Source organism: Sphingobium amiense, assembly GCF_003967075.1.
Classification (GTDB): Bacteria; Pseudomonadota; Alphaproteobacteria; order Sphingomonadales; family Sphingomonadaceae; genus Sphingobium; species Sphingobium amiense.
The window spans coordinates 3534320-3555000 of the sequence record NZ_AP018664.1 but is presented as its reverse complement, the minus strand read 5'-3'; the positions used below and the strand labels follow the sequence as shown (position 1 = coordinate 3555000).

Annotated in this window: 13 protein-coding genes (1 of these 13 cut by a window edge); 2 read left to right on the top strand and 11 right to left on the bottom strand. The window is 64.6% G+C overall.

The window, feature by feature from the left end; all coding sequences use genetic code 11:
- The 6 genes from SAMIE_RS17200 to SAMIE_RS17175 all read right to left on the bottom strand — a co-directional run.
- On the bottom strand, window positions 1–356 hold the 5' portion of the coding sequence (locus tag SAMIE_RS17200) for a DUF4197 domain-containing protein (protein WP_066702035.1). It extends 322 nt beyond the left edge of the window; the window shows 356 of its 678 coding nt (coding positions 1–356); the start codon lies at window positions 354–356; its stop codon lies beyond the left edge, outside the window.
- Window positions 357–432: 76 nt separating this feature from the next.
- Window positions 433–1872 carry an efflux transporter outer membrane subunit gene (locus SAMIE_RS17195; protein WP_066702039.1) on the bottom strand — a complete coding sequence of 480 codons (1440 nt, stop codon included), beginning with the start codon at window positions 1870–1872 and terminating at the stop codon, window positions 433–435.
- A gap of 10 nt (window positions 1873–1882) precedes the next feature.
- Complete coding sequence (locus SAMIE_RS17190; protein WP_066702041.1) at window positions 1883–5065, bottom strand: efflux RND transporter permease subunit; 3183 nt, start codon at window positions 5063–5065, stop codon at window positions 1883–1885.
- A gap of 98 nt (window positions 5066–5163) precedes the next feature.
- Window positions 5164–6426, bottom strand: coding sequence for an efflux RND transporter periplasmic adaptor subunit (locus tag SAMIE_RS17185; protein WP_066702043.1), 1263 nt, complete (start codon window positions 6424–6426; stop codon window positions 5164–5166).
- Entirely contained in the window at window positions 6423–6824 is a 402-nt protein-coding gene (locus SAMIE_RS17180; RefSeq protein ID WP_066702045.1) for a hypothetical protein, read from the bottom strand. Before SAMIE_RS17180 ends, SAMIE_RS17185 begins: the two co-directional genes overlap by 4 nt.
- Window positions 6825–7110: 286 nt before the next feature.
- Window positions 7111–7722, bottom strand: a complete 612-nt coding sequence (locus tag SAMIE_RS17175) for a TetR/AcrR family transcriptional regulator (RefSeq protein WP_066702047.1) — start codon at window positions 7720–7722, stop codon at window positions 7111–7113.
- A 244-nt stretch (window positions 7723–7966) separates the two neighbouring features.
- Between SAMIE_RS17175 and SAMIE_RS17170 the strand changes: the two genes are divergently transcribed.
- Entirely contained in the window at window positions 7967–8605 is a 639-nt protein-coding gene (locus SAMIE_RS17170) for a Crp/Fnr family transcriptional regulator (protein WP_066702049.1), read from the top strand.
- Window positions 8606–8652: 47 nt separating this feature from the next.
- Here SAMIE_RS17170 and SAMIE_RS17165 read toward each other — a convergent pair whose 3' ends face one another.
- The 3 genes from SAMIE_RS17165 to SAMIE_RS17155 form a co-directional block, all read right to left on the bottom strand.
- A complete protein-coding gene (locus SAMIE_RS17165; RefSeq protein WP_066702051.1) occupies window positions 8653–11682 on the bottom strand; it encodes a glycosyl hydrolase family 28-related protein in 3030 nt (1009 codons plus the stop codon).
- 84 nt (window positions 11683–11766) lie between these two features.
- On the bottom strand, window positions 11767–14715 hold the full coding sequence (locus tag SAMIE_RS17160; RefSeq protein ID WP_066702056.1) for a TonB-dependent receptor plug domain-containing protein: 2949 nt from the start codon (window positions 14713–14715) through the stop codon (window positions 11767–11769).
- A 134-nt stretch (window positions 14716–14849) separates the two neighbouring features.
- Window positions 14850–17879 (bottom strand): glycosyl hydrolase family 28-related protein, encoded by a 3030-nt coding sequence (locus tag SAMIE_RS17155; protein WP_066702058.1) that lies wholly within the window; start codon window positions 17877–17879, stop codon window positions 14850–14852.
- A 159-nt stretch (window positions 17880–18038) separates the two neighbouring features.
- Between SAMIE_RS17155 and SAMIE_RS17150 the strand changes: the two genes are divergently transcribed.
- Window positions 18039–18560, top strand: coding sequence for a gluconokinase (locus tag SAMIE_RS17150; protein WP_408641246.1), 522 nt, complete (start codon window positions 18039–18041; stop codon window positions 18558–18560).
- Window positions 18561–18569: 9 nt separating this feature from the next.
- Here the strand turns inward: SAMIE_RS17150 and SAMIE_RS17145 are convergent, their stop codons facing one another.
- Both SAMIE_RS17145 and SAMIE_RS17140 read right to left on the bottom strand, forming a co-directional pair.
- Window positions 18570–19247, bottom strand: coding sequence for a FadR/GntR family transcriptional regulator (locus SAMIE_RS17145; RefSeq protein ID WP_066702060.1), 678 nt, complete (start codon window positions 19245–19247; stop codon window positions 18570–18572).
- Window positions 19248–19285: 38 nt separating this feature from the next.
- Window positions 19286–20632: a GntT/GntP/DsdX family permease gene (locus tag SAMIE_RS17140; protein WP_066702067.1), complete on the bottom strand. Its 1347-nt coding sequence runs from the start codon at window positions 20630–20632 to the stop codon at window positions 19286–19288.
- Window positions 20633–20681 lie beyond the last annotated feature (49 nt).

Below are 20681 nucleotides of genomic sequence, written 5' to 3'. Positions count from 1 at the left end.
CTGCGGATGGCGTCCATGACCAGCGGCGTGGCGCTGTCCGCAACATCAACCGCGACATCGTTCAGTGCCAGCGCCAGCCTGTCCCGAACCGCGCGAGTCCGCAGGATCGAGGCCAGGACGGCGCCGCCCCTGCTGCCCGACGGATCGGGCGGGACGATCCGGGTGAGTTGGTCGTCGTAGAACCCCCCCGGCTCGGTCAGCCGGGCAAATGCCCGTTCGGTGGATAATTGAAGCAGATGGCGAACCGCGTCCTCAACGGTATACCGCCCGACAGGTGTAGCGCACGCCGCAAGCGGCAGAAGCGCTGCCGCCGTCAACAGGGTGCGCCGATCCACGTCGACCATCTTCGTTGCCATGCCGGACCCTTTCCTCTTTCCCCGGGCGGGATGCGCCAGTCAGGCTTGCCGGAAACTGAACATGGACGGGTAAATGCTAATGTCCAGTGGTCGATGACAGGCTGACGGCCGATGCGCGTCCCCAGCCTCCACCCAGGGCGCGGAACAGCCCCACCTGCGCAAAGGAGAGGGCGCGCACCGCTTCCGCCCTGTCCGCCTCCACGCCCGCCAGCGTCCGTTGCGCGTCGAGCACTGTCAGGAAGTCGATCCGGCCTTCCCGCTGCCGGGCCAGACTGATTCGCGTCGCGCGTTCCGCCTCGCTCCGCGCCTCATCGAGCGTTCGAACGCGGTCGATGGCGTTCGCATAGGCCGAAAGCGCGGTCTCGGTTTCTTCCAGAGCGTGCAGTACCGTGCCGTCAAAAGCGGCGAGTGACGCTGCGCTATCGGCCCGCGCGGTGCCGATGCGCGCCCGGATCGCCTCCTGATTGGGAAAAGCCCAGCTTATGAGCGGACCCAGCAGCCAGTTCAGCGGCCCGCCGCCGAACAGATTGCCGCCGCCCAAGGCCGTCGTGCCAATCGAGCCGCCAAGGGTGATGCGGGGATAGAGGTCTGCGGTGGCAACGCCGACACGCGCGGTGTCCGCCGACAGGCGGCGTTCGGCGGCGCGCACGTCCGGTCGGCGGGCGAGCAGAGCCTGCCCATCGCCGATCGGGATTGGCTGCGAAAGTTGCGGTGTGTGGACAGCGGATCGAACGGCATCGGGGATTTCCTGAGGCGTGCGACCGGTCAGCGTGGCCAGTCGGAACAGCGCGGCGTCCCTGTTCGCGCGCAGGGACGGCAGGATCGCGCGCTGCTGTTCGCGCAGGGAGGTGACGCGCACGATGTCGAGGCGATCCGACCGACCTGCATCGAACCGGGCGGCCGTGATGCGCACGGACTGGTCCAGCAGGTTCACCGTGCGCTCGGCGACCGCAAGCCGCTCCGCCGTGGCGGTCACGTCCAGATAGGCGCGCACCGTGTCGGCGATGACGGCAACGCGAACCGCATCGGCATCCGCCTGCTGCGCGGCGAGATCGCCACGAGCGGCTTCGACCCCGCGCCTGACTCGCCCGAACAGGTCGACCTCATAAGACAGGTCGAGCGCAGCGTCGAACACCCAGTTCTCGCGATCCGCGCCGGGGACAGACCGAGCCTGGGCGGTGCGATTATAGCTTTCCGACGCGGAAAGGCCGGTCTGCGGCAACTGTTCGGATCGTGCCCCGCGCAACGACGCGCGGGCGCGCTCGATCCGCGCCACCGCCACGCGGATGTCTGTGTTGGCGACAAGGGCATCGTTCACCAGTCCGTCGAGCAGCGGATCATCATAGAGGCTCCACCACCTGTCCTGCGCGGCAGCGGTGGAAACGGCGGCATTGTCGGACCCCAGAAACGCGCCCGCGGCGGCGGCTGGCGTCGAGGGAGGCTGGTAATCCGGCCCGGCCGTGCATGCGGTCAGCGCTGCGGCTGCCAACAGGGGCATCAGGAAAGAACGTAACATGATGGGAACCTCATTCAGCGGGCTGAAGCGCCGCGTTATCCGGGCCAGCACGGCGGCGGACGAAGCGGTCGCCCAGCGTGCGGCACACGACGTAGAAGGTGGGCGTGAAGAGCAGGCCGAACGCGGTCACGCCGGTCATGCCGAAGAAGACCGCGGTGCCCAGCGCCTGACGAAGTTCAGCACCCGCCCCGCTCGCGATCACCAGCGGCACCGCGCCGAGGATGAACGCGAAACTGGTCATCAGGATCGGCCGGAGCCGGGTCTGTGCCGCCTGCACCGCAGCCTCGACGGGCGAGAGACCCTGTTCTTCCTCCGCCTGCTTGGCGAATTCGACCACCAGAATCGCGTTCTTCGCGGCAAGTGCGATCAGCACGACGAGGCCGATCTGCGTCAGGATATTATTGTCCATGCCGCGCAAATTGACGCCCAGCATCGCCGCGAACAGGCACATGGGCACAATCAGGATGATCGAAAGCGGCAGCGTCAGGCTTTCATATTGCGCGGCCAGCACCAGAAACACGAAGAACACCGCCATGCCGAAGACCAGTCCGGCGGTATTGCCCGCGATCTTCTGCTGATAGGCGACGCCCGTCCATTCGCTGCCGTATCCGGAGGGCAACGCCTGCGCGAGCTTCTCCATTGTCGTCAGCGACTGGCCGGACGAATATCCCGCTCCCGTGTCGCCATCGATCTCGACAGCAGGCAACAGATTATAGCGCACGACCCGGTAGGGACCGGTTTTGTCCCGGAAGGTCGAGACGGAGCCGATCGGTACCATCTGCCCGCTATTGGACCGCGTCTTGAGATTGGCGATGTCGGCTACGGTCCCGCGGTGGTCGGCATCGGCCTGCGCCGTCACGCGATAGGTCCGGCCGAGCAGGTTGAAGTCGTTGACGAAGGACGAGCCGAGATAGACCTGCATCGCTTCAAAAATGCGTTCGGGTGGGACGCCCAGCAGGTCGGCCTTACGACGGTCCACATCAGCGTAGATGCGCGGCGTGCCGACATCGAAGAGCGTATAGACCATCGACAGGCTGGGTGACTGGTTCGCCTTTGCGATCAGATCCTGCGCCTGCCGGTTGAGTTCGGCATAGCCGCGATCTTCGCGATCCTCCAGCATCAGACGGTAGCCGCCAGCGGAACCGATGCCCTGGATGAGCGGCGGCGGGACCAGCAGGATGCGCGCCTTGTCGTAGCCCGCGACCGCCTTGTTCGCCTGCTCCATGATGCCCGCATAGGTGACGCCTTCCTTCTTCCTTTCGGCAAAGCTGTCGAACGGGAAGTAGATGGCGGCGCTGTTGGGCGCCTGAGTCTGCGAAGGGCCATGGAAACCGGCGAACATCACCGCGCCGCGCAGACCCTTGATCGGCAGGATCTTCTCCGCCACCTCCCGCGTCACCTTGTCCGTGCGCTCAAGGCTCGCGCCTGAAGGCAACTGGACAACCGCCAGGAAATAGCCCTGATCCTGCGCCGGGATGAACCCTCCGGGTGTGACCCAGAACAGCGCGACCGTCGCGGCGATCAGGCCGCCATAGGTGAGCAGCATTTTCTTAGGCCGCGCCACGAGGAAGCGCGTCAGCCGGCCATAGCCCACGCTCATCCGGTCGAAGCCGCGATTAAAGACATCGACGGCCAGGCCAAGCTTTTGCCGCCACAGCGGGTCGCCGCTGCGGTCGCGCGGACCGTGTCTGGCCTTGAGCAACAGGGCAGTTGCCGCTGGCGACAGCGTCAGCGACAGGATCAGGGAAATGATCGTCGCGGTCGAAATGGTGACGGCGAACTGCTGATAGAATGCACCGGAAATACCGGTGATGAAGAGCGTCGGGACGAACACGGCGCACAGCACCAGCACGATCGCGACCAACGCCGTCGACACCTCATCCATGGATGTGCGCGCCGCTTCCAATGGGGTCATGCCGCGCCCGATATTGCGCTCGACATTTTCCACCACGACGATCGCGTCATCGACGACGATGCCGATCGCAAGCACGAGGCCGAAGAGCGACAGATTATTCAGCGAATAGCCCAATCCGGCCAATATCGTCGCCGTGCCGATCAACGACACGGGAATGGCGATGATCGGAATGATCGCGGCGCGCCAGTTCTGAAGGAAGACGAGGATGACGAGGACAACGAGCAGGACAGCTTCGATCAGCGTCCGATACACCGCGTCGATCGACTGGCTGATGAACTCGGTGGGGTTGTAGATGACGCTATATTCAAGCCCGCTGGGGAAACGCCGCGACAGGCTGTCCATCTCCGCCCTGACCTTCTCCGCCGCGTCGAGCGCGTTGGAGCCGGGGCGCTGCATCACAGCGATGACGACGGTCGGCTTGTTCGACAGATAGGTGTTGATGCCATAATCCTGCGCGCCCAGTTCCACCCGCGCGACGTCCGCAACCCGCACCTGATGTCCGTCCGCATCGGAGCGGATCACAATATTGGCGAACTGCTGCGGTTCGGTCAGCCGCCCCTGCATCTCGACACCGAGCTGGAAGGCTTCGCCCCGGTCATAGGGCGGCTGGCCGATGGAGCCTGCGGACACCTGAACATTCTGCGCGCGGAGCGCCTGCACGATCTCGCCCGCCGTCAGGTCGAGCGCTGCGGCGCGATCCGGGTCGATCCCGATGCGCATCGCATAGTCGCGCGACCCGAACAGTTGCACGTCGCCCACGCCGTCCAGCCGCGCCAGCCGGTCGCGCACCTGCGTCAGCGCGTAGTTGGAAAGATAATTGCGGTCGAACTTCCCGTCCGGCGACTGGAGATTGACGACCATCAGGAATTCGGGCGTCGTCTTGCGCGTCACCACGCCAAGGCGCTGCACTTCTTCCGGCAGGCGGGGGATGGCGACCGCGACACGATTTTGCACCAGCACCTGCGCCGCGTCGAGGTCCGTGCCGATCTTGAAGGTGACGGTGATCGTCACCTTGCCGTCGCCCGTCGACTGGCTGCTCTGATAGAGCATGTCGTCGACGCCGTTGATCTCCTGCTCGATGGGCGCGGCAACCGTGGAGGCCACCGTTTCAGCAGACGCGCCGGGATATTGCGCCGTGACCGTAACCGTAGGCGGGACAATGTCGGGATATTGGGAAACCGGCAGGCCCATGAAGGCGAGCGCGCCCACAACGGTAATCACGACGGCGATGACCGCCGCAAAGATCGGCCGGTCGATGAAGAAACGGGAAAAGCGCATCGGATCGTCCTTTGCGAATGCGCGACAGGGAAGCCGTGCGATCCGGCAAAGCCGGATCGCGGGCGCAAGATGGGCGAGAAGCGGGGTGGGCCGTCGCTTTAAGGTGAGAAGGTGGCCTGAGCCGCAGCCGGTTCGATTCTGTCCACAGGGCTGATCCGCGCGGGGGTGGGCCGGATGGCGGCGCGCTTCACAGCAACCTTGGCGCCGGGCATCGCTGCCTGAATATTGGAGACGATTACCCGGTCAGCAGGATCGAGACCGCCGCGCACAATGCGAAGACCGTCCACGATCGGCCCCAGCTCGACCGGCTTTACCCGAACGCTGTTGTCCGCCTGAACCACCAGCACCGTCTTGCGCGCCTGATCGGACTGGATCGCTTCATCGGGCACAAGCAGCGCATTCACCTTGCCACCGTTGGCAAGACGCATGTTGCCGAACAGTCCCGGCGTCAGGAAATTCTGCGGATTGGAAAACACAGCGCGCGCGCGAATGGTGCCCGACCGGGTATCGAGGCCATTGTCCGTAAAGTCCAGCCGCCCCTTCCACCGATAATCCGCTTCATCCTGTAGCCGCACTTCCACGGTGCCGTCATTATGCCGATCGCGGCGGGATTTGAGATACAGCGCTTCGGATGCATCGAAGGTGAAATAGATCGGATCGAGCCTGTTCACCGTCGTCAGCAGGGTCGCATTGCTGCCATCGCCGCCCGAAACGAGGTTGCCGATGTCGATGCGACGGTCCGACACACGGCCGGATATGGGCGCGCGAACCTGCGTGAATTCCAGATCTAGCGCACGCTGCCGTTCGCGCGCCTGCGCCGCCGCGAGAGCGGCCTGCGCGGCCTGAAAGCGAGACCGCAGCGCATCCACTTCGCTTGCTGAAACGGCCTCATCGCCGTTCAGCCGCTGGACGCGCGCATAGTCGTTCTGCGCCAGCAGCAGGGCGCTGCGGGCGGAGGCACTGTTGGCCCTCGCTTCGGCCAGCGCCGCGCGGAAGGGACGCTGGTCGATGGTAAAAAGCAACTGCCCCTGCCGGACAAAATCGCCGTCGTGAAAATGAACAGCCGTAACCGCACCGGATATGCGCGGCCTGATGTCCACCGTCTGGCTGGGCGCGAAGCGGCCGACATACTCATCCCACTGCGTCACTGCGCGCGCCAGCGGAGTCGATATGCCCACCGTCGCCAGCGGGACAGCGGATGCCTGCGCCTCTGGCTGACCGGCATATTTCCACATGGCTCCGCTGGCCGCCAGCACAGCGACCGCTCCCCACAACAGGGGGCGGAGGCGCCGCCGCGACGAGCGCGACTTCGGCTCGGAGAGGGCGACGGCGTCACCCTCGATGCGCGTAATCATGTTCATGCATATTTTCCCATGGTGGCGTGGCGGGCTGCGGTCACCGCAGACAGCAGGGTTTCAAGCTGTCCCTCGCTGAAACCGGCCTTCAGAAATGCGTCGATGGCGGAAGGCCGGACAGCGAAACCCTCGTGCCACGCCTCCACCGCCAGCCTGCGCAGGGCTTCCAGCTTGCCGTCGGCCAGTCGGAAATGCGGCTGCGGTCCGAAAATCAGGGTTTTGAGGCGGGACCAGCGCCCCGGCTCCCGCAACGACGCACGGCCATCGGTCTGCGCAAGGCGCACAATCTGCCATTCGGCCGCGGAAAAGCCCTGGACTGTTTCGCGAAAACGCTCCCGGATGACAGACAACAAGGCTCCATCCCCCGCCGCCGGCAGCGGCTGGGCAAAGTCGATATAAGCCATCGGCTCAGTTCCCTTTTTCTCGCGCAGCGCCTCGGTTCCGCGCCTTTCATCAGGCGCAGGCGATCATGTCCGACCCGCGAAGCAAGACTGCGATAATGACGGTGGCGGTTCCAGAACCGCCCGGTTCAGGATGTTGCGATCCATGCCAAAAGCATGAAGCCCCCTTTCCGGCGCTGCTTCCATTTCATTTCATACTCATCGGTATATAATCGCGGACCAGCCTTGGTCAACCACTTTCTGTACCGCTCAGTAGATTTTTATTTCCGCAGGCGGAAAGGCGAAGCCGCTACTTGGTGGGCCATATCGCGAGAGTGGTCTCGACGATCTGCTCGAGTTGCGCGCGGGTCGTTCCGGCACTGGCCTGAACACCCATGCCCTGCATCACCGCCGAGAGGTAGCTGGCGAGCGCTGCCGGCTCGACTCCGGGCGGCAGTTCGCCTTCTTGCGCCGCTCTCTCCAGCCGTTCGATCAGCGCGCGGTCGGATGAGGCACGGCGCGCCAAAACATCGGCCTTGATCGAGTCCGCTTGCGTAGTACAGGCGACCATGCTGATGACGCCGAGGCAGGCGCGCGGGTCGTCGCCGCCGGTCTGGATGTCGAGCGTTCCGCGCAACAGGCGTTCCGCGACGCCCCGCACCGTCGGCTCCTGCAAGGCCGAACGCATGTAGCAGAGCTTGTCGCGCTCGTAGAGGTCGAGAGCCTTTTGAAACAGGGCTTCCTTGTTGCCGAAGCACGCGTAAAGGCTGGGCTTGGTGATGCCCATAGCCTGCGTCAGTTCGGTGAGCGATGCGCCCTCATAGCCCTTTTCCCAGAAGACCGTGAGCGCGGCCGACAGCGCCTCGTCGGGATCGAATTCCCGAGGACGTCCTCTCGCCACCGTGTCTGCTGCGCTTTTCATACCGGTCGGTATATAGGCGTGCGGCGGCGATTGTCCAGTCGTTGCGCCTGCGGATGATGGCGCCGGGGGATGCGGCCGCCAGCGCGGCGGACCCGACGATGTAACGCATCGTTACGGCCGCAGGGACGGGCTGGTCCGCCGAACGGCTGAAGCGAAAAAGAATCTGGCGGAACTCAACCCATGTGAATCCATAAGAACTTCATATCGCTATCATGGATTGCGGGGGGCTTAACCGGGAACGTCCATGTTAAGCCAAATCGCACCGGACGAGGATCTCGTCTTTTTCAGGCCGCACGAATATCTGGCAAGGGAAAATGAGCCGCCCGCCGGCCTTTATCAGATGCTGGAAGGCTGGGCATGCCGATACAGGCTGCTGCCGGACGGGCGGCGGCAGATCACCGCGCTGTATCTCCCCGGCGACTATTGCGAACCGCAATGGGCGCTGGGCCGAGGGCCAACGCAGCCTGTCGTCGCGCTCACCAACGTTCGTGCCTATCGAAGCGCCTGTCGCGTGCCCTCCGGCGGATCAGGGGATGCGCAGCAGGGATTCTGGAAAAACCTCGTGGACGGTTCGGAACGACAGGCGGGCTGGCTGGTCACTCTGGGGCGGCGCAGTGCGCCCGAGCGGCTGGCGCACCTGCTGCTCGAACTGTTCGAGCGGATGCGGCGCGCGGGGCTTGCCTATGGCCAGCAATGCGCGTTGCCACTGACGCAGATGGATATTGCGGACCTGACCGGCCTGACGCCGGTCCACGTCAACCGCACGCTTCAGACGATGCGGAATGCGGGCCTTGTCGAACTGCAATCCAGATGGCTGCGCATCCCCGATCTTGCGGCGCTACGCGAAGCAGCCGCGATGGCGCCGCAGGATGCGGTCGCCTGACGCCCGGCCAGTCAGCGGCGCCGGGGCGATCCCGGACCAGTGCAACTTCACGGCCTGACCGCATAGAGGCCATGGTGCGACAGGGCATAAAGCGTGCGCCCGTCCTTGCCGCCGAAAAGTAGCTGAAGCGGCCGTTCGGGCACGTCGATCCGACCGAGCGGCTTTCCATCGCGGGCGTAGACGAAGATCTGCCCGTTCGCGACATAGACCCTCCCCTGTGGGTCGCTGGCGACGCTCTCGCCACCCCGTTCGGCGAACAGGCGCAGATCGCTGATCGCGCCGCCCTGTCCCACCGCGCCGCTGTAGGTGCGGTTTTCCGAACCGTTGGTGATGTAGACCCGCTCCCCAACCTTGGCCTGCACGAAGCCGTATGTGTCGAGCGCGTCCGAGAAGCGCAGGCCGCGGTGATCCGCCGGACCCTGCGCGAAGGTGCGATAGGCGGGGAGCGCCAGACTGCCGTCGGGCGACACATATTCGTGAAGCTTCGGTTTGGCCATGTCACGCACGAACATGTCGGCGAGCGTGGGAAACTCATAGGTCTTGGGGTCGATCTGGTCCCTGAACTCGCCGTTGATCCACCAGTTGACCGGCAGCGCCAGCGTCGCGTTCTTCGCCGGGGTCGCGGGAATGACCGCAATCTGGCTGTCGGGCGAGTCAGGCTTCACGCTGTAGACCGTGCCGTTGCGTCCATAAGACGATAGAACAAGCAGGTCGCCCGAACCATCGACGGCAAGATTGACGGGATCGAGCATGGCATCGCGGACCATCTCCAGCCGCCCGTCATCCGACCAGCGCCAGATGCGCTGGAAGAAGCGGTCGATGAAATAGAGCCTGCCCTGCGCATCGACAGCGCCGCCCCCGGCCGAATGAAAACCGTCCGCCAGTTGCTCGACTTTGCTGCCTTGGAAGGTCGAGGGGCTGACAGGATCGGGCTTTGCCGGGATGTCGAGCACGGCAAACTCACGTTCGCGCACGTCGATGCCGTGGGTCACGTCGCGGACCGCATTTTCGAACGGGAATTTGGTGAGCCGCAGGAAAGTCGCGCAGCCATTTTCATCGCAGGTGCCAAGCCCGCTTTCGCCGTTCACATGGACGTTGCGGAAGCGAATGTCGTGCGAATTGTAGAGCGTCACGGCAGCCGGTGCGGCCTTGCGCGTTCGCGTGACGCGATAGCCGTGGAAATTCGCGACGAGGATATTGCGCGAGTTGCGGATTTCCAGAGCGACGGCATCGCCGCTCTCGCCTGCCTCGCCCTCTGTCTGGGGGGCGAGCAATTCCCAATTCGCAACGCGGTTGAGTGCATATTCGGAACGGACATGATGCTCGACCGATGCCTGAATGATCCGGCCCGGCGTCTCCGTGTCCGACACATAAATGCCGGGGTGGCCGAACGTGCTGGGGCTCCAGACATTGGCGAATGTGCCGCCGCCCCCATCCGTGACCCAGAGGCTCGCATATTGCCCGGCCCAGCGGCGCGCGGCGTCCGGGTCACCCGTGGCGTTATTATTATAGGGGACGATGCGCGTGCCGTCGAACCGGTCGGTGCCGTGCCCGCCCTGAAACTTCACATCGTTCACCATTGAGGCCGCGCCCGCCTTCCACAGCAGTGCCGTGGCGCGCGGATTGGTGCCGTTGGTGTCGAGACCGATGCCTGCGACAATGGCGTCCCCGCCCTTTGCGCTTTCGACGAGCGCCTTGGGCGCGCCCACCCCTTGCCAGGCGGGCGCGCCATCAGGCAGCACGATCTGCGTCAGGCTGGGGTGCAGTCCCAGCAGCACCGTATCGGCGCGCAGACGCAGCGTGTCGCTGACGCGATAGAAACCGGCGGGCAGATAGACGACGCGGTGCGTGTCGATCGCCTTCTGGAGGATGGTGGTGTCGTCCGTGCTGTCATCGCCCTTCGCGCCGAGCGCCTTCACGCTGACCCAGTCGGATACGGGCGGGAGCGGGCGGATGGCAGGGGCGGATGGCGCAGGCAATGAGGAGATCGCCGCTGCCTGATAATCGGTGCGATACTCGCCCATGCGGCCCAGGCCCGGCAGGGTCAGGCCATGGGTGAACGCGGAAACTCGGTAGCTTGCGCCCTTGCCCGCGACCGCTTTGCCGCTGTCACGGAAGCGGGCGAAGACGGGCATGTTGACCGCGACGACATTCTGAAAGCCCACCTGCGTGTAGACATTCTTCTCGTTGGAGATGATGACGCCCGCCTTCGACACATTTTCGAAGCGCAGATCCTGCCCCCAGAGCCAGTCGCCATAGCCGCGGTCGATCTCGATACCCACCGGGACGTTGCGGAAGGCGACGTTCACCATAGTGAGACCCGCTTCATGCTCGCGGATCGCCGCGTCGCGCTGCCCCTCGAAGGTAGAATCGACCAGCGCAAAACCCCAGGCCGGAGATGGCTTTTCGGCGAGAATGCCATAGCGACCCCCTCTGAAATGCAGGTCTTCCGCTTCGTTAGCGACATGATAGAGGCCCGCCAGCGCCGTCCCGAGATCGAAATCGACATGGCTGACGAAACTGTGCTGCGCGGAATGGAACCGGATGGCGGTGGCGGCGGGATTGCCGTCCAGTATGCGGAAGTCGATGTTGCCGAGCGCCGAATAGAAGGTGCCCGGATTGGCATCGGCAATGGCTTTGTTGAAGGGCACGCTGCCCGCTGGCGGGAAAGCCGCGGGCGGACTGTCCTTGTCGGTCTGACGCGCGCTGCCGGTGAACATCAGCATGTGCGCGACGCCCTTCTGGAAGCCGGGCGTGCTTCTGCCCAGCAGGATCACGGGACGCTGCGCGCCGACGCCGAAAATGCGGACGCCCGGCCACAGAAAAAGGGTGCGGGTGATGCGGTAGGTGCCCTGCGGAAGGAAGACGATGCCGCCCCCGCCGCGCTCCGCCGCCTTGTCCAGCGCCTGCTGGATCGCCGTGCTGTCGTCCGCGCGCCCGTCGCCTGCGCCCCGGACCGTTACCGCGCGGGGATCGGGCGGGGCGGTGGTATAGACCGACGGCGATGCCAGCGCCTGCTGCCCCACGACACCGGCGAGGATGAACAGGGCGAGGACGCGGATCAGTCGGCCAACCATCAATTGGAACTCCGGCACGAATAAATGTCCCGGCCTTTTACAGCCGGGACGAGGTTGGGGAGGAAGATATGTTCTGCGCCTTTTTTAGAAGTTCAGACGAGCACCGATGCGGTAGATCCGGCCCAGCGTGTCATAGAGCGCCGGGTTGATGTCGAGACCGGTGTTGGTCTGCGGCGAGGCCACAGGGTCCTTGTCGAACAGATTGTCCACCTTGCCGTAGATCGAGATATTGTCGCCGAACTTGAAGCTGGCGCCCAGATCCACGTAGAACGCGCCCTTCATCTTGTTGTAGCTGACAGTCTGGTGATTGCCGGTTGAGGCAGGGCAGCCGGTCTGGCAGACGACATAATTGTTGTTAAACACGCCGTCGCTGATCCAGCGTTCCTGCACAGTGAAACTGAACTTGCCACTGTCGTAGGTCTGGATCGCCAGCCATTTCCAGTCAGGCGTCGCGCCAGTGTTTGCACCGGCATTGTCGATGTCCGCGACTCCCGCAATGCCCGCCTTGACAATGAACTTGCGGACATGGGTGCCGAGCGCCCGAACGGTGAAGCTGCCGGGCAGGCCGAGCGGCTGCTGCCACTGATAGCTTGCTTCGATGTCGAAACCGCTGGTCTTCCACGACGCGAGGTTGAACGGCTGGACGTTGATGTAGTTTAACTGCTGGTTCTGGTTGTCGAGGCTGAAGCCACCGCAGAAGGCCTGGTTGCCCTCGAAGCAGAACCGCACGATCTGGTCGGCTGACAGGGTGGAAACCACGCCCTTCAGCTTGATGTCATAATAGTCGAACGACAGGCTGAGGCCGGGCGCCCAGGATGGCCGCGACAGCACAATGCCCAATTCGGTGTTACGCGCGATTTCAGGACGCAGGTTGGGGTTGCCGACCGTGTTCTGGAAAGCGGAAACGCCGCCGATTGCCGGACCGCCCGGAAAACGGGGGAAGGGGTTGGTGAAGTTGGGCAGCGTGGTCACGGTCGGCGCTGCGAACAGTTCCGACAGGTTGGGCGCGCGCACGTCACGTGAGGTCACGCCGCGCAGGCGCACGCCCTCGATTGGCGTGTCCCAGGTCGCGCCGATCTTCCAGGCCCACACCGTCCCCGACGTGCTGTAATGCGTTCCGCGACCCGCCGCGTTGAGGTTCGCGCGGCCCATCGCATCGCTGTTGATGAGCGGAATGTCGACTTCGAGGAAGCCTTCATACACCTCGTATTTGCCGCGGCCATTCTTGTAGTTGCCCGCAGCCCAGTTGCTGCCGAGCTGCGAATTGAGCAGCGGATCGGCAGGATAGTCCGCGCTGTTGGGGCTAAGCGCCGACACGCCCGCGCCGTAGGGATCGGCGTTCACCCGATAGAATTCGCGCCGGTATTCGCCGCCGAACGCCACCGACACGGGACCGGCCCAGTTCTCGAAAGGATTGCCCGAGAAGTTGGCGCTGGCGACGTCCTGCGTCAGCTTGGTGTGCTGGAACGGGCCGTTGTCATGCGGCGCGACATAAGCGAGCGCCGAAGCGGACGGCGCAAAGTTGCCGAAAACATTGATCGGGACGCAGCCATTGGCGCGCGCCACGGGATCGCGGCACACGACCGCCCCGTTCAGCGTGATCGCATCGCTCGCAGCCAGATATCGGTTGCCGAGCACAATATCGCGCACCTTGATGTCGGAAATGGTGATGCCATGCTCATAATAGGCGTCATAATTCCAGTCGGTTCCGGCCGCGCCAAACGATCCTTTCAGACCGCCGACAAAGCGATACTGCTTGCGGTCGGTATAGACCTGCGGATCGGGGAAGGATGCGTTGCTCGACCCGAAGTTGAACTCGGTGATGCCGGCCGTCGCGCAGCGATCCTTGATCAACTGCGGCAGAAAGGCGTTGGAGCACTGCACGACCATATTGGGGCGGTTATAGCCGGGGCTGGGCTGGTTATGAGTCTTTACCTCGGCGACATTGACCGTGACATAGGCTTCGTTGTTATCGGCAAAGTCGTAGCCAATGCGACCGTAACCGTTCACGCGCTCAAGCGAAGACTTGAGCGATGCGCCTGATCCCGGCGCGCCCGAAAGATCGCCACCGACGCAGAAGCTGTTGCCCGGATAGCAATTGCTGACGCGGCCAGTGCCCAGCGGCTGACCGTTGGAGCCATACCGGAAATTATAGGGTGTGCCGTTGGCGTCGAACGCAATGCCCTGCAACGGACCGTTATTGATGAGGCCGTAGCGCGCATATTGATAGGGCTGCGCATAGTCGGAATAAACCAGTTGCGGCGACCCGTTGTTGGCCTGTCCCGTGTTCAACAGCGTGGTTGCGCGATACCAGTTGCGGCTGCCCGCAAGGTCGGTGCCGAAGTCGCCCGGCCCGACGCCGCCTTCATGGTCATATTCGCCGCTCAGCACAACGTGCAGGCGGTCGTCCGCGAAGGACTTGCCCCATGCGGCCTGGGCGAGACCGGTTTCATCGTCGCCATATTTGGTGATGCTGCCAAGGATGTTGGCCTTGAAACCGGTGAAACGGGTGTCGGTGATGAAGTTGACGACGCCGCCCACCGCGTCCGACCCGTAGGAGGCGGACGCGCCGCCGGTCACGACATCGACGCGCTTCACAAGAAGCTGCGGGAACATCGAAATGTCAGGCACGCCAGTCACGTTGGCGGCAACCACCCGCTGCCCGTCGAGCAGGGTCAGGGTGCGGATCGCGCCGAGACCGCGCAGTGAGAAGGAACTGAGACCCTGCTGACCGCTGGAGGTGGAGAAGGTGCCGGTCGCGGCGCCGGTCGAACCCTGAAGGGAGGGAAGCTGGGCAATGGTGTTGAAGATATTGGGCTGCGCGTTGTTCGCAATCTGCTCCTCACCGATCACCTGCGTCGGCGTCGGCGCGTTGAAGCCGCTGGTGGTGATGCGCGAACCCGTCACGACGATGTTGGCGTCGTCCTGCTGCTGCGGCGCGGTTTCCTGCGCGTGCGCGGCGCCGGTCAGCGCAACCGCCATCACGGCCGCAAGGCTCACGCCGGTCAGATGGGTGGAAATTTTCACTTTCATCGGTCCTTCCCCTTTTGTTGGGCGACCCCTCCCAGAGTCGCCTCGGCCATGACGGCCGTTATTGTCTGACTATCCCCTGCCCTTCTGCGCCGCACTTAAGACATAGGTCGTAGATGCATGGCGCGGCAGGATTTTCACGGTTTCGTAGCGTAAAGCGCGTGATGCGTCAGAATGAACAGCGTCCGCCCGTCCGGGCCGCCGAACAGGATCTGCAAGGGACGGTCAGGCACGTCGATCCGGCCCGCCGCGCTGCCATCGGGATTGTAGATGAAAATCTGGCCGTTCGCGACATAGACCCGCCCGCGTCCGTCCACCGCGACGCTTTCTCCGCCGCGGTTGGCGAAGGGCTTGAGGTCGGTGAGCGCCCCGCCCGCGCCGACCACGCCGCTATAGGTCATGTTTTCCGATCCGTTAGTGACGAAGACGCGTTCGCCCGGCTTGCCGCTGACGAAGCCGTTGGCGTTGAGGCTGTCCGACCAGCGCCAGCCGGTGTGGTCCACCGGTCCTTGCTGCCAGGTGCGGAAGGCGGGCAGGGACAGGCTGCCATCGGGCGACACATATTCGCGGGCCTTGGGCGCACCGGCATCGCGCCTGAACATGTCCGCGAGCGTGGTGAACTCGTAAGTCCTGAAGTCGAGCTGGTCCTTGAACTCGCCATTGTTCCACCAGTTGACCGGCAGCAGCGTGCGCGCGCTGCCGCCCGCCCGCACAGGGGTAGGCTCAATCAGCGTCATCGCGTCCTTGGGACCATTAGGGTCGAAGACATAGACACCGCCCTTGGCGCCCAGCGACGAAAGAACCATCACGCTGCCCGATGCGTCGATGGCAAGATTGACGGGGTCGAGCGCATGGTCGCGCACAATCTCCAGCCCCTTGCCCTCGCTCCACCGGTGAATCCGCTGGAAGCGGCGGTCGATGAAATAGAGCGCGCCATTCGCATCGGTGGCAGCGCCCGAGATGGACCAGAAGCCGTCCTCCAGCTTCTCGACCTTCGGTCCGCCGGGAGCCGTGGCAGGGATCTTGCGGTCGGCAGCGCCAATGTCGAGTTTTGCAAATTCGCGTTCGCGCACGACCAGCTTGCGCGACACATCCTCAATCGCATTGTCGAAGGGATATTTGCTCGCGCGAAGAAAGGTGCCGCAGCCTTCGTCGTCGCAGGTCGCAAAGCCGCTCTCGGCATTCACATGGACGTTGCGGAAACGGATGTCGCTGGAATTGGTGATCTTCACCGCGCTCTTTTCGGGCGCATAGGTTCGGGTGACGCGATAGCCATGATAGTTGGCAAAGAGCAGGTTCTTCGAATTGCGGATGTCGAGCGAGATGGCGTCAGGGCCATCGCCCACTTCCTGCTCCGTTTGCGGCGCGAGGAACTCCCAGTTCTGGACATTGTCGAGAACGAACTCGTTGCGGGCATGATGTTCGACCGACACTTCGTAGATATGGCCCGGCGTCGACGTATCGGTGATGTAGAAGCCCGCCTGCGCGAAGCTGTTGGGACTCCATACGTCGGCGAAGGTGCCACCGCCCCCGTCCGTCACCCAGATGCTGGGATATTGCGCATCGAGCCGTGCGTCGGTGACAGGATCGCCCGTGTGCACCGACAGCGTCCCCAGCATCTTGCCGTCGGCGGTGGGTGTGCCGCCGCCGCCCATGATCTTCACGTCCTCGACGAGGCTTTGCTCGCCGGAACGCCACAGCAAGGCGGAGGCGCGCGGGTTGACGCGGCCGGTGAAGAGGCCGAGGCCCGAGAGGATATTGTCACCGCCCTTCGGGCTTTCGAGGATCGGCAGCACCGGTCCCAGACCTGCATGGGCGGGATTATTGTCCGGAACATATAGCTGCGTAATCGCCGGATGCAGGCCGATGAGGATGCTGTCGGGGCGCAGCGTCAGGCGGTTCGTGACCTTGTAGAAGCCGGTCGGGAAGTAGAGAATCCTGTTGCTGTCGATCGCCTTCTGGATAGCGGCGGTGTCATCGACCTTGCCGTCGCCCACGACGCCAAGGCTGCGGACATTGACCCAATCCGCCATCGTCGGCAGGTCGCGGATGGCGGGCGCGCGCGGCGCCGGCATGGCGGACAGCGCTTCTATCTTCGCTTCGGTTTCATAGTCGCCCATGCGGCCCAGTTCGGGCACCGTCAGGCCATAGGAGAAGGATGAAACCTTGTAGCTCTTGCCCTTCCCCGCGACCGTCCGGCCGCTGTCGCGGAAGCGCGCGAAGACCGGGCTGTTCGACGCCAGCGCATTTTCAAAGCCAACCTGCGTGAAGACATTCTTCTCGTTCGAGACGATGACGGCGGCCTTCGACACATTTTCGAAGCGCACATCCTTGCCCCAGAGGCTGTCGCCGTACCCGCGGTCGATCTCGATCCCCACGGGCGTATTGCGGATCGCGACGTTGACGAGCGTCAGGTCGACTTCATGCTCGCGGATGGCGGCGTCACGCTGCCCGTCGAAGCTGGAGTCGAGCAGGGTGAACTGCCAGGCGGGCGAGGTCTTTTCGGTGACGATACCATAGCGGCCGCCATGGAAGTGCACATTCTCGATGACGTTGCCCGCCTGATAGACGCCCGCAAAGGCAGTGCCGAGCCGAAAGTCCATGTGGCTGAGGAAGGCATGTTGCGCCATGCGGAACCGGACGCCCGCCGCCGCCGGATTGCCGGCGCCGATCTCGATATCGATATTGCTCATCGACGAGTAGAATGTGCCCGAATTGGCGTCGCGCACCACCTTGTCGCGCGGCACTACCGTCGGAACCGGGACAGGCACGTCGCCCACGCGATACTGATCGCCGCCGCCAAAGACGACCATCGTCGAAACGCCCTGCTGGAAGCCGGGCGTATTGGGCGCGAGGAACAGGACGGGACGGGTCGGCCCCACCCCATAGACGCGGACACCCGGTGGCACGACCAGCGTGCGGGCGATGCGGTAGGTGCCGGAGGGCAGGAAGACGATGCCATGCCCGGTGCTGTCGCGCGCCTTGTCGAGCGCCTGCTGGATCGCGGCGCTGTCGTCCGTGCGGCCATCGCCCTTAGCCCTGACAGTGACCGCGCGCGGCTCGTCCGGCACGACCGGGAAGACCGACACGTTTGCAGCGTGAGCGGATGCAGGCGCCGCCAGCGCGGTTGCCGTCAGCAGCGCCGCCATCATGAAGCGATTGACCATGAAAACCTCTCGACCCTCTTTTCCTTGCTGCCCAAGGCTAGGCGTCGCCCCATTTCCTGACACTTGCGACAAAGGTCGTAGTTTTCCGCGCCCTGCCGCTCCCTTTATAGACAGGCGTCACCGGCCGCCGCTTGCGCTGCCGTAGCCAAGGACGCCGATTTGCCCGCCTCCCCCTCTTCCTCGCCGCTGGCCATCATCGTGATGGGGGTGAGCGGCTGCGGTAAATCGACGCTGGGGGCGCTACTGGCCGATGCGCTGGATTGTCCGTTTCTGGAGGGCGACAGCTTCCATTCGGCGCAGGCGGTTGAAAAAATGCGCAGTGGCCAGCCGCTGTCCGACGAGGATCGCTGGCCGTGGCTGGAGCGGCTGGGGCATGCAACTGCGACAGCGATGTGGACAGGTGGCGCGGCAGTTGCGGCCTGTTCCGCTCTGCGCCGCTGCTATCGCGATCAACTGCGGGAAGCGATCGGCGGACAGGTGCGGTTCGTCCTGCTCGACCATGATCGCGATGCCCTGCTGGAGCGGGTGAGCGGCCGTCCGGGCCATTATATGCCTGCCAGCCTCCTCGACAGCCAGTTGGCGACGCTCGAATGGCCCGGCGAGGACGAAGAGGTTATGATCCTGCGCACCGATGCCGCGCCCGAAGAGCTGCGGGACGCGGCGCTGCGCTGGCTGCGCTGACCCGCCGCCTCAGGGCATCAACCGGCGGCGGCCTTCCCACAGATGCCAGCGCATCGCGAGCGCCGCGCCTTCGGGGTCCTGCGCACGGATAGCGCCGACCACCAGTTCATGCTCGCGCAGCATCGTCGCGATGACTTCGGGCGGCCGCGAACGGGAGATGTCGACGCCCGCGCGCATGATCTTCTCAACATCCGGAAACAAGGCCTCGAATGCGATGAGGAAGGCAGGATTGCCCGTCGCAGCCGCGATGCGGCGGTGGAGATCCATGTCCTCGGCATGGGCGGGCGCGCTGGACAGCAGCGCCTCGCGCAACCGGTCCATCCCGTCGTCAATGTCCGCCATTTCCTGCGCCGTGCGCCGCGTGGCGGCCAGACGCGCCGCCTCCGCTTCCAGCACGAAGCGGACTTCGTAACTGCCGAGCGTAGTGGGCAGTTCGGGCGTCGGCACGAACAGCGACAGCCGGTTGGAAGGGCGGCTCTTGACGAAGGAGCCCGATCCACGCCGCGCTTCTGTGATGCCGTCGGAGGCCAGACGCATCAGCGCCTCGCGCACCACTGCGCGGGATATGCCGAACATTTCGGCGAGGCGGGATTCGGACGGCAGCCGCGCGCCCACCTCCATGTCCTGCGTCGTGATGATGTCGACGATGGATACATAGGCGTGGTCGGAAAGCCGCACCTGACTCATGGCCGCACCTGTGTTGACTGCATTGCCCCGGTTCCCCCTCAAAAGATACTGCTCGCCAGCAGCACGAGGAGCAACCCCACCACCGCGACCACAGTTTCCATGATCGACCATGTCTTGAAGGTGCCCGGCATATCCGTGCCGAGATAGCTCTTCACCAGCCAGAAGCCGGGATCGTTGACATGGCTGAAGAACAGCGATCCCGCGCCGATCGCCAGCACCATCCATTCCGGCTCGACACCCGATGCCGCGACCAGTCCCTGCATCACGCCCGCCGTGGTAATGGTGGCGACGGTGGCGGAGCCGGTGGCGAGGCGGATGCAGACCGACACGCCCCATGCCAGCAGCAGCGGCGACACCGCGCCGCCCGCAGACAGGCGCACCAGCATATCGGACAGCCCGGCCGTCACGAGCACCTGCTTCAGCGCGCCCCCCGCGCCGATGGCGAGGATGATGCCGCCCGCGGGCGTCATCGCCTCGGTCCAGATCGCGCTCTGGATCGTGCGGTCGGCGATGCGCCGGCCGAACAGCAGCGGCAGCGCGACCAGCACCGCGACCAGCAGCGCGACGACAGGATCGCTGACATATTCCAGCCAGAGAAACGGCGCGGCGACGGCAGGCGGCAGCATCGCCACCGCCTGCCCGGCCGCGATCAGGACGACGGGGAGGAGAACCGCCGTCAGCGCGCGGCCGACCGAAGGGGTCGCCACGTCGACCTTGACCGGATCGAGCAGCGGAGGGCTGAGTTTCACACCGGGCGCAGTGAAGCGCGCGAGCAGCGGCCCCGCGATGATCGCCGTCGGGATACCGACGAGGAGGCCGTAAAGCAGCGTCCGGCCGAGGCTCGCGCCCAACGCGTCGACCGCGAGCAGCGGTCCGGGATGCGGCGGCACGAGCGCGTGGACGACCGACAGGCCCGCGAGCGCGGGCAGCATCAGCCGCAGCTTGGCCGTGTCGTCATTCTGCCCCTGCGGCAGGGCGGCGGCGGCGGATGCGACGATCGGCAGCAACAGCACAAGCCCGGTTTCGAAGAACAGCGGCAGGCCGATCAGCAGGGCGGTGAAGAGGCTGGCCCAGGGAGCGCCTCTGACTCCAGAAATGCGCAGCGCACCGCGCGCAAGGCCGCCCGCGCCATCCGACAGTTGCAGCATCGCGCCAAGCCCGAGGCCCAGCGCGACGACAAGACCGGTGCCGCCAAGGATCGCGCCAGCGCCCTTTTCGACCGCTTTGGCGGTTTCCTCCATCGGCAGGCCAGCCAGCAGTCCGACAGTGAAAGCGCCGCAGAGCAGGCCGACAAAGGGATGCAGACGGCCGCGAATGATGAGGAAGATGGAAAGCGCGATGCCCGCCACCGCCGCCAGCACGAGGCGATAGTCGGCGGGGGTCACAGGCCGGACTTCCCAAACGCTGCGCGATGCGCCGATGTTAACGTCATCG

Bases quoted from the DNA above. Each gene is read 5' to 3' on its own strand.
- SAMIE_RS17175 (WP_066702047.1), bottom strand. From the start codon at position 7,722: ATGAAAAGCGCAGCAGACACGGTGGCGAGAGGACGTCCTCGGGAATTC.
- SAMIE_RS17185 (WP_066702043.1), bottom strand. From the start codon at position 6,426: ATGAACATGATTACGCGCATCGAGGGTGACGCCGTCGCCCTCTCCGAG.
- SAMIE_RS17190 (WP_066702041.1), bottom strand. From the start codon at position 5,065: ATGCGCTTTTCCCGTTTCTTCATCGACCGGCCGATCTTTGCGGCGGTC.
- SAMIE_RS17195 (WP_066702039.1), bottom strand. From the start codon at position 1,872: ATGTTACGTTCTTTCCTGATGCCCCTGTTGGCAGCCGCAGCGCTGACC.
- SAMIE_RS17160 (WP_066702056.1), bottom strand. From the start codon at position 14,715: ATGAAAGTGAAAATTTCCACCCATCTGACCGGCGTGAGCCTTGCGGCC.
- SAMIE_RS17180 (WP_066702045.1), bottom strand. From the start codon at position 6,824: ATGGCTTATATCGACTTTGCCCAGCCGCTGCCGGCGGCGGGGGATGGA.
- SAMIE_RS17165 (WP_066702051.1), bottom strand. From the start codon at position 11,682: ATGGTTGGCCGACTGATCCGCGTCCTCGCCCTGTTCATCCTCGCCGGT.
- SAMIE_RS17170 (WP_066702049.1), top strand. From the start codon at position 7,967: ATGTTAAGCCAAATCGCACCGGACGAGGATCTCGTCTTTTTCAGGCCG.
- SAMIE_RS17145 (WP_066702060.1), bottom strand. From the start codon at position 19,247: ATGAGTCAGGTGCGGCTTTCCGACCACGCCTATGTATCCATCGTCGAC.
- SAMIE_RS17155 (WP_066702058.1), bottom strand. From the start codon at position 17,879: ATGGTCAATCGCTTCATGATGGCGGCGCTGCTGACGGCAACCGCGCTG.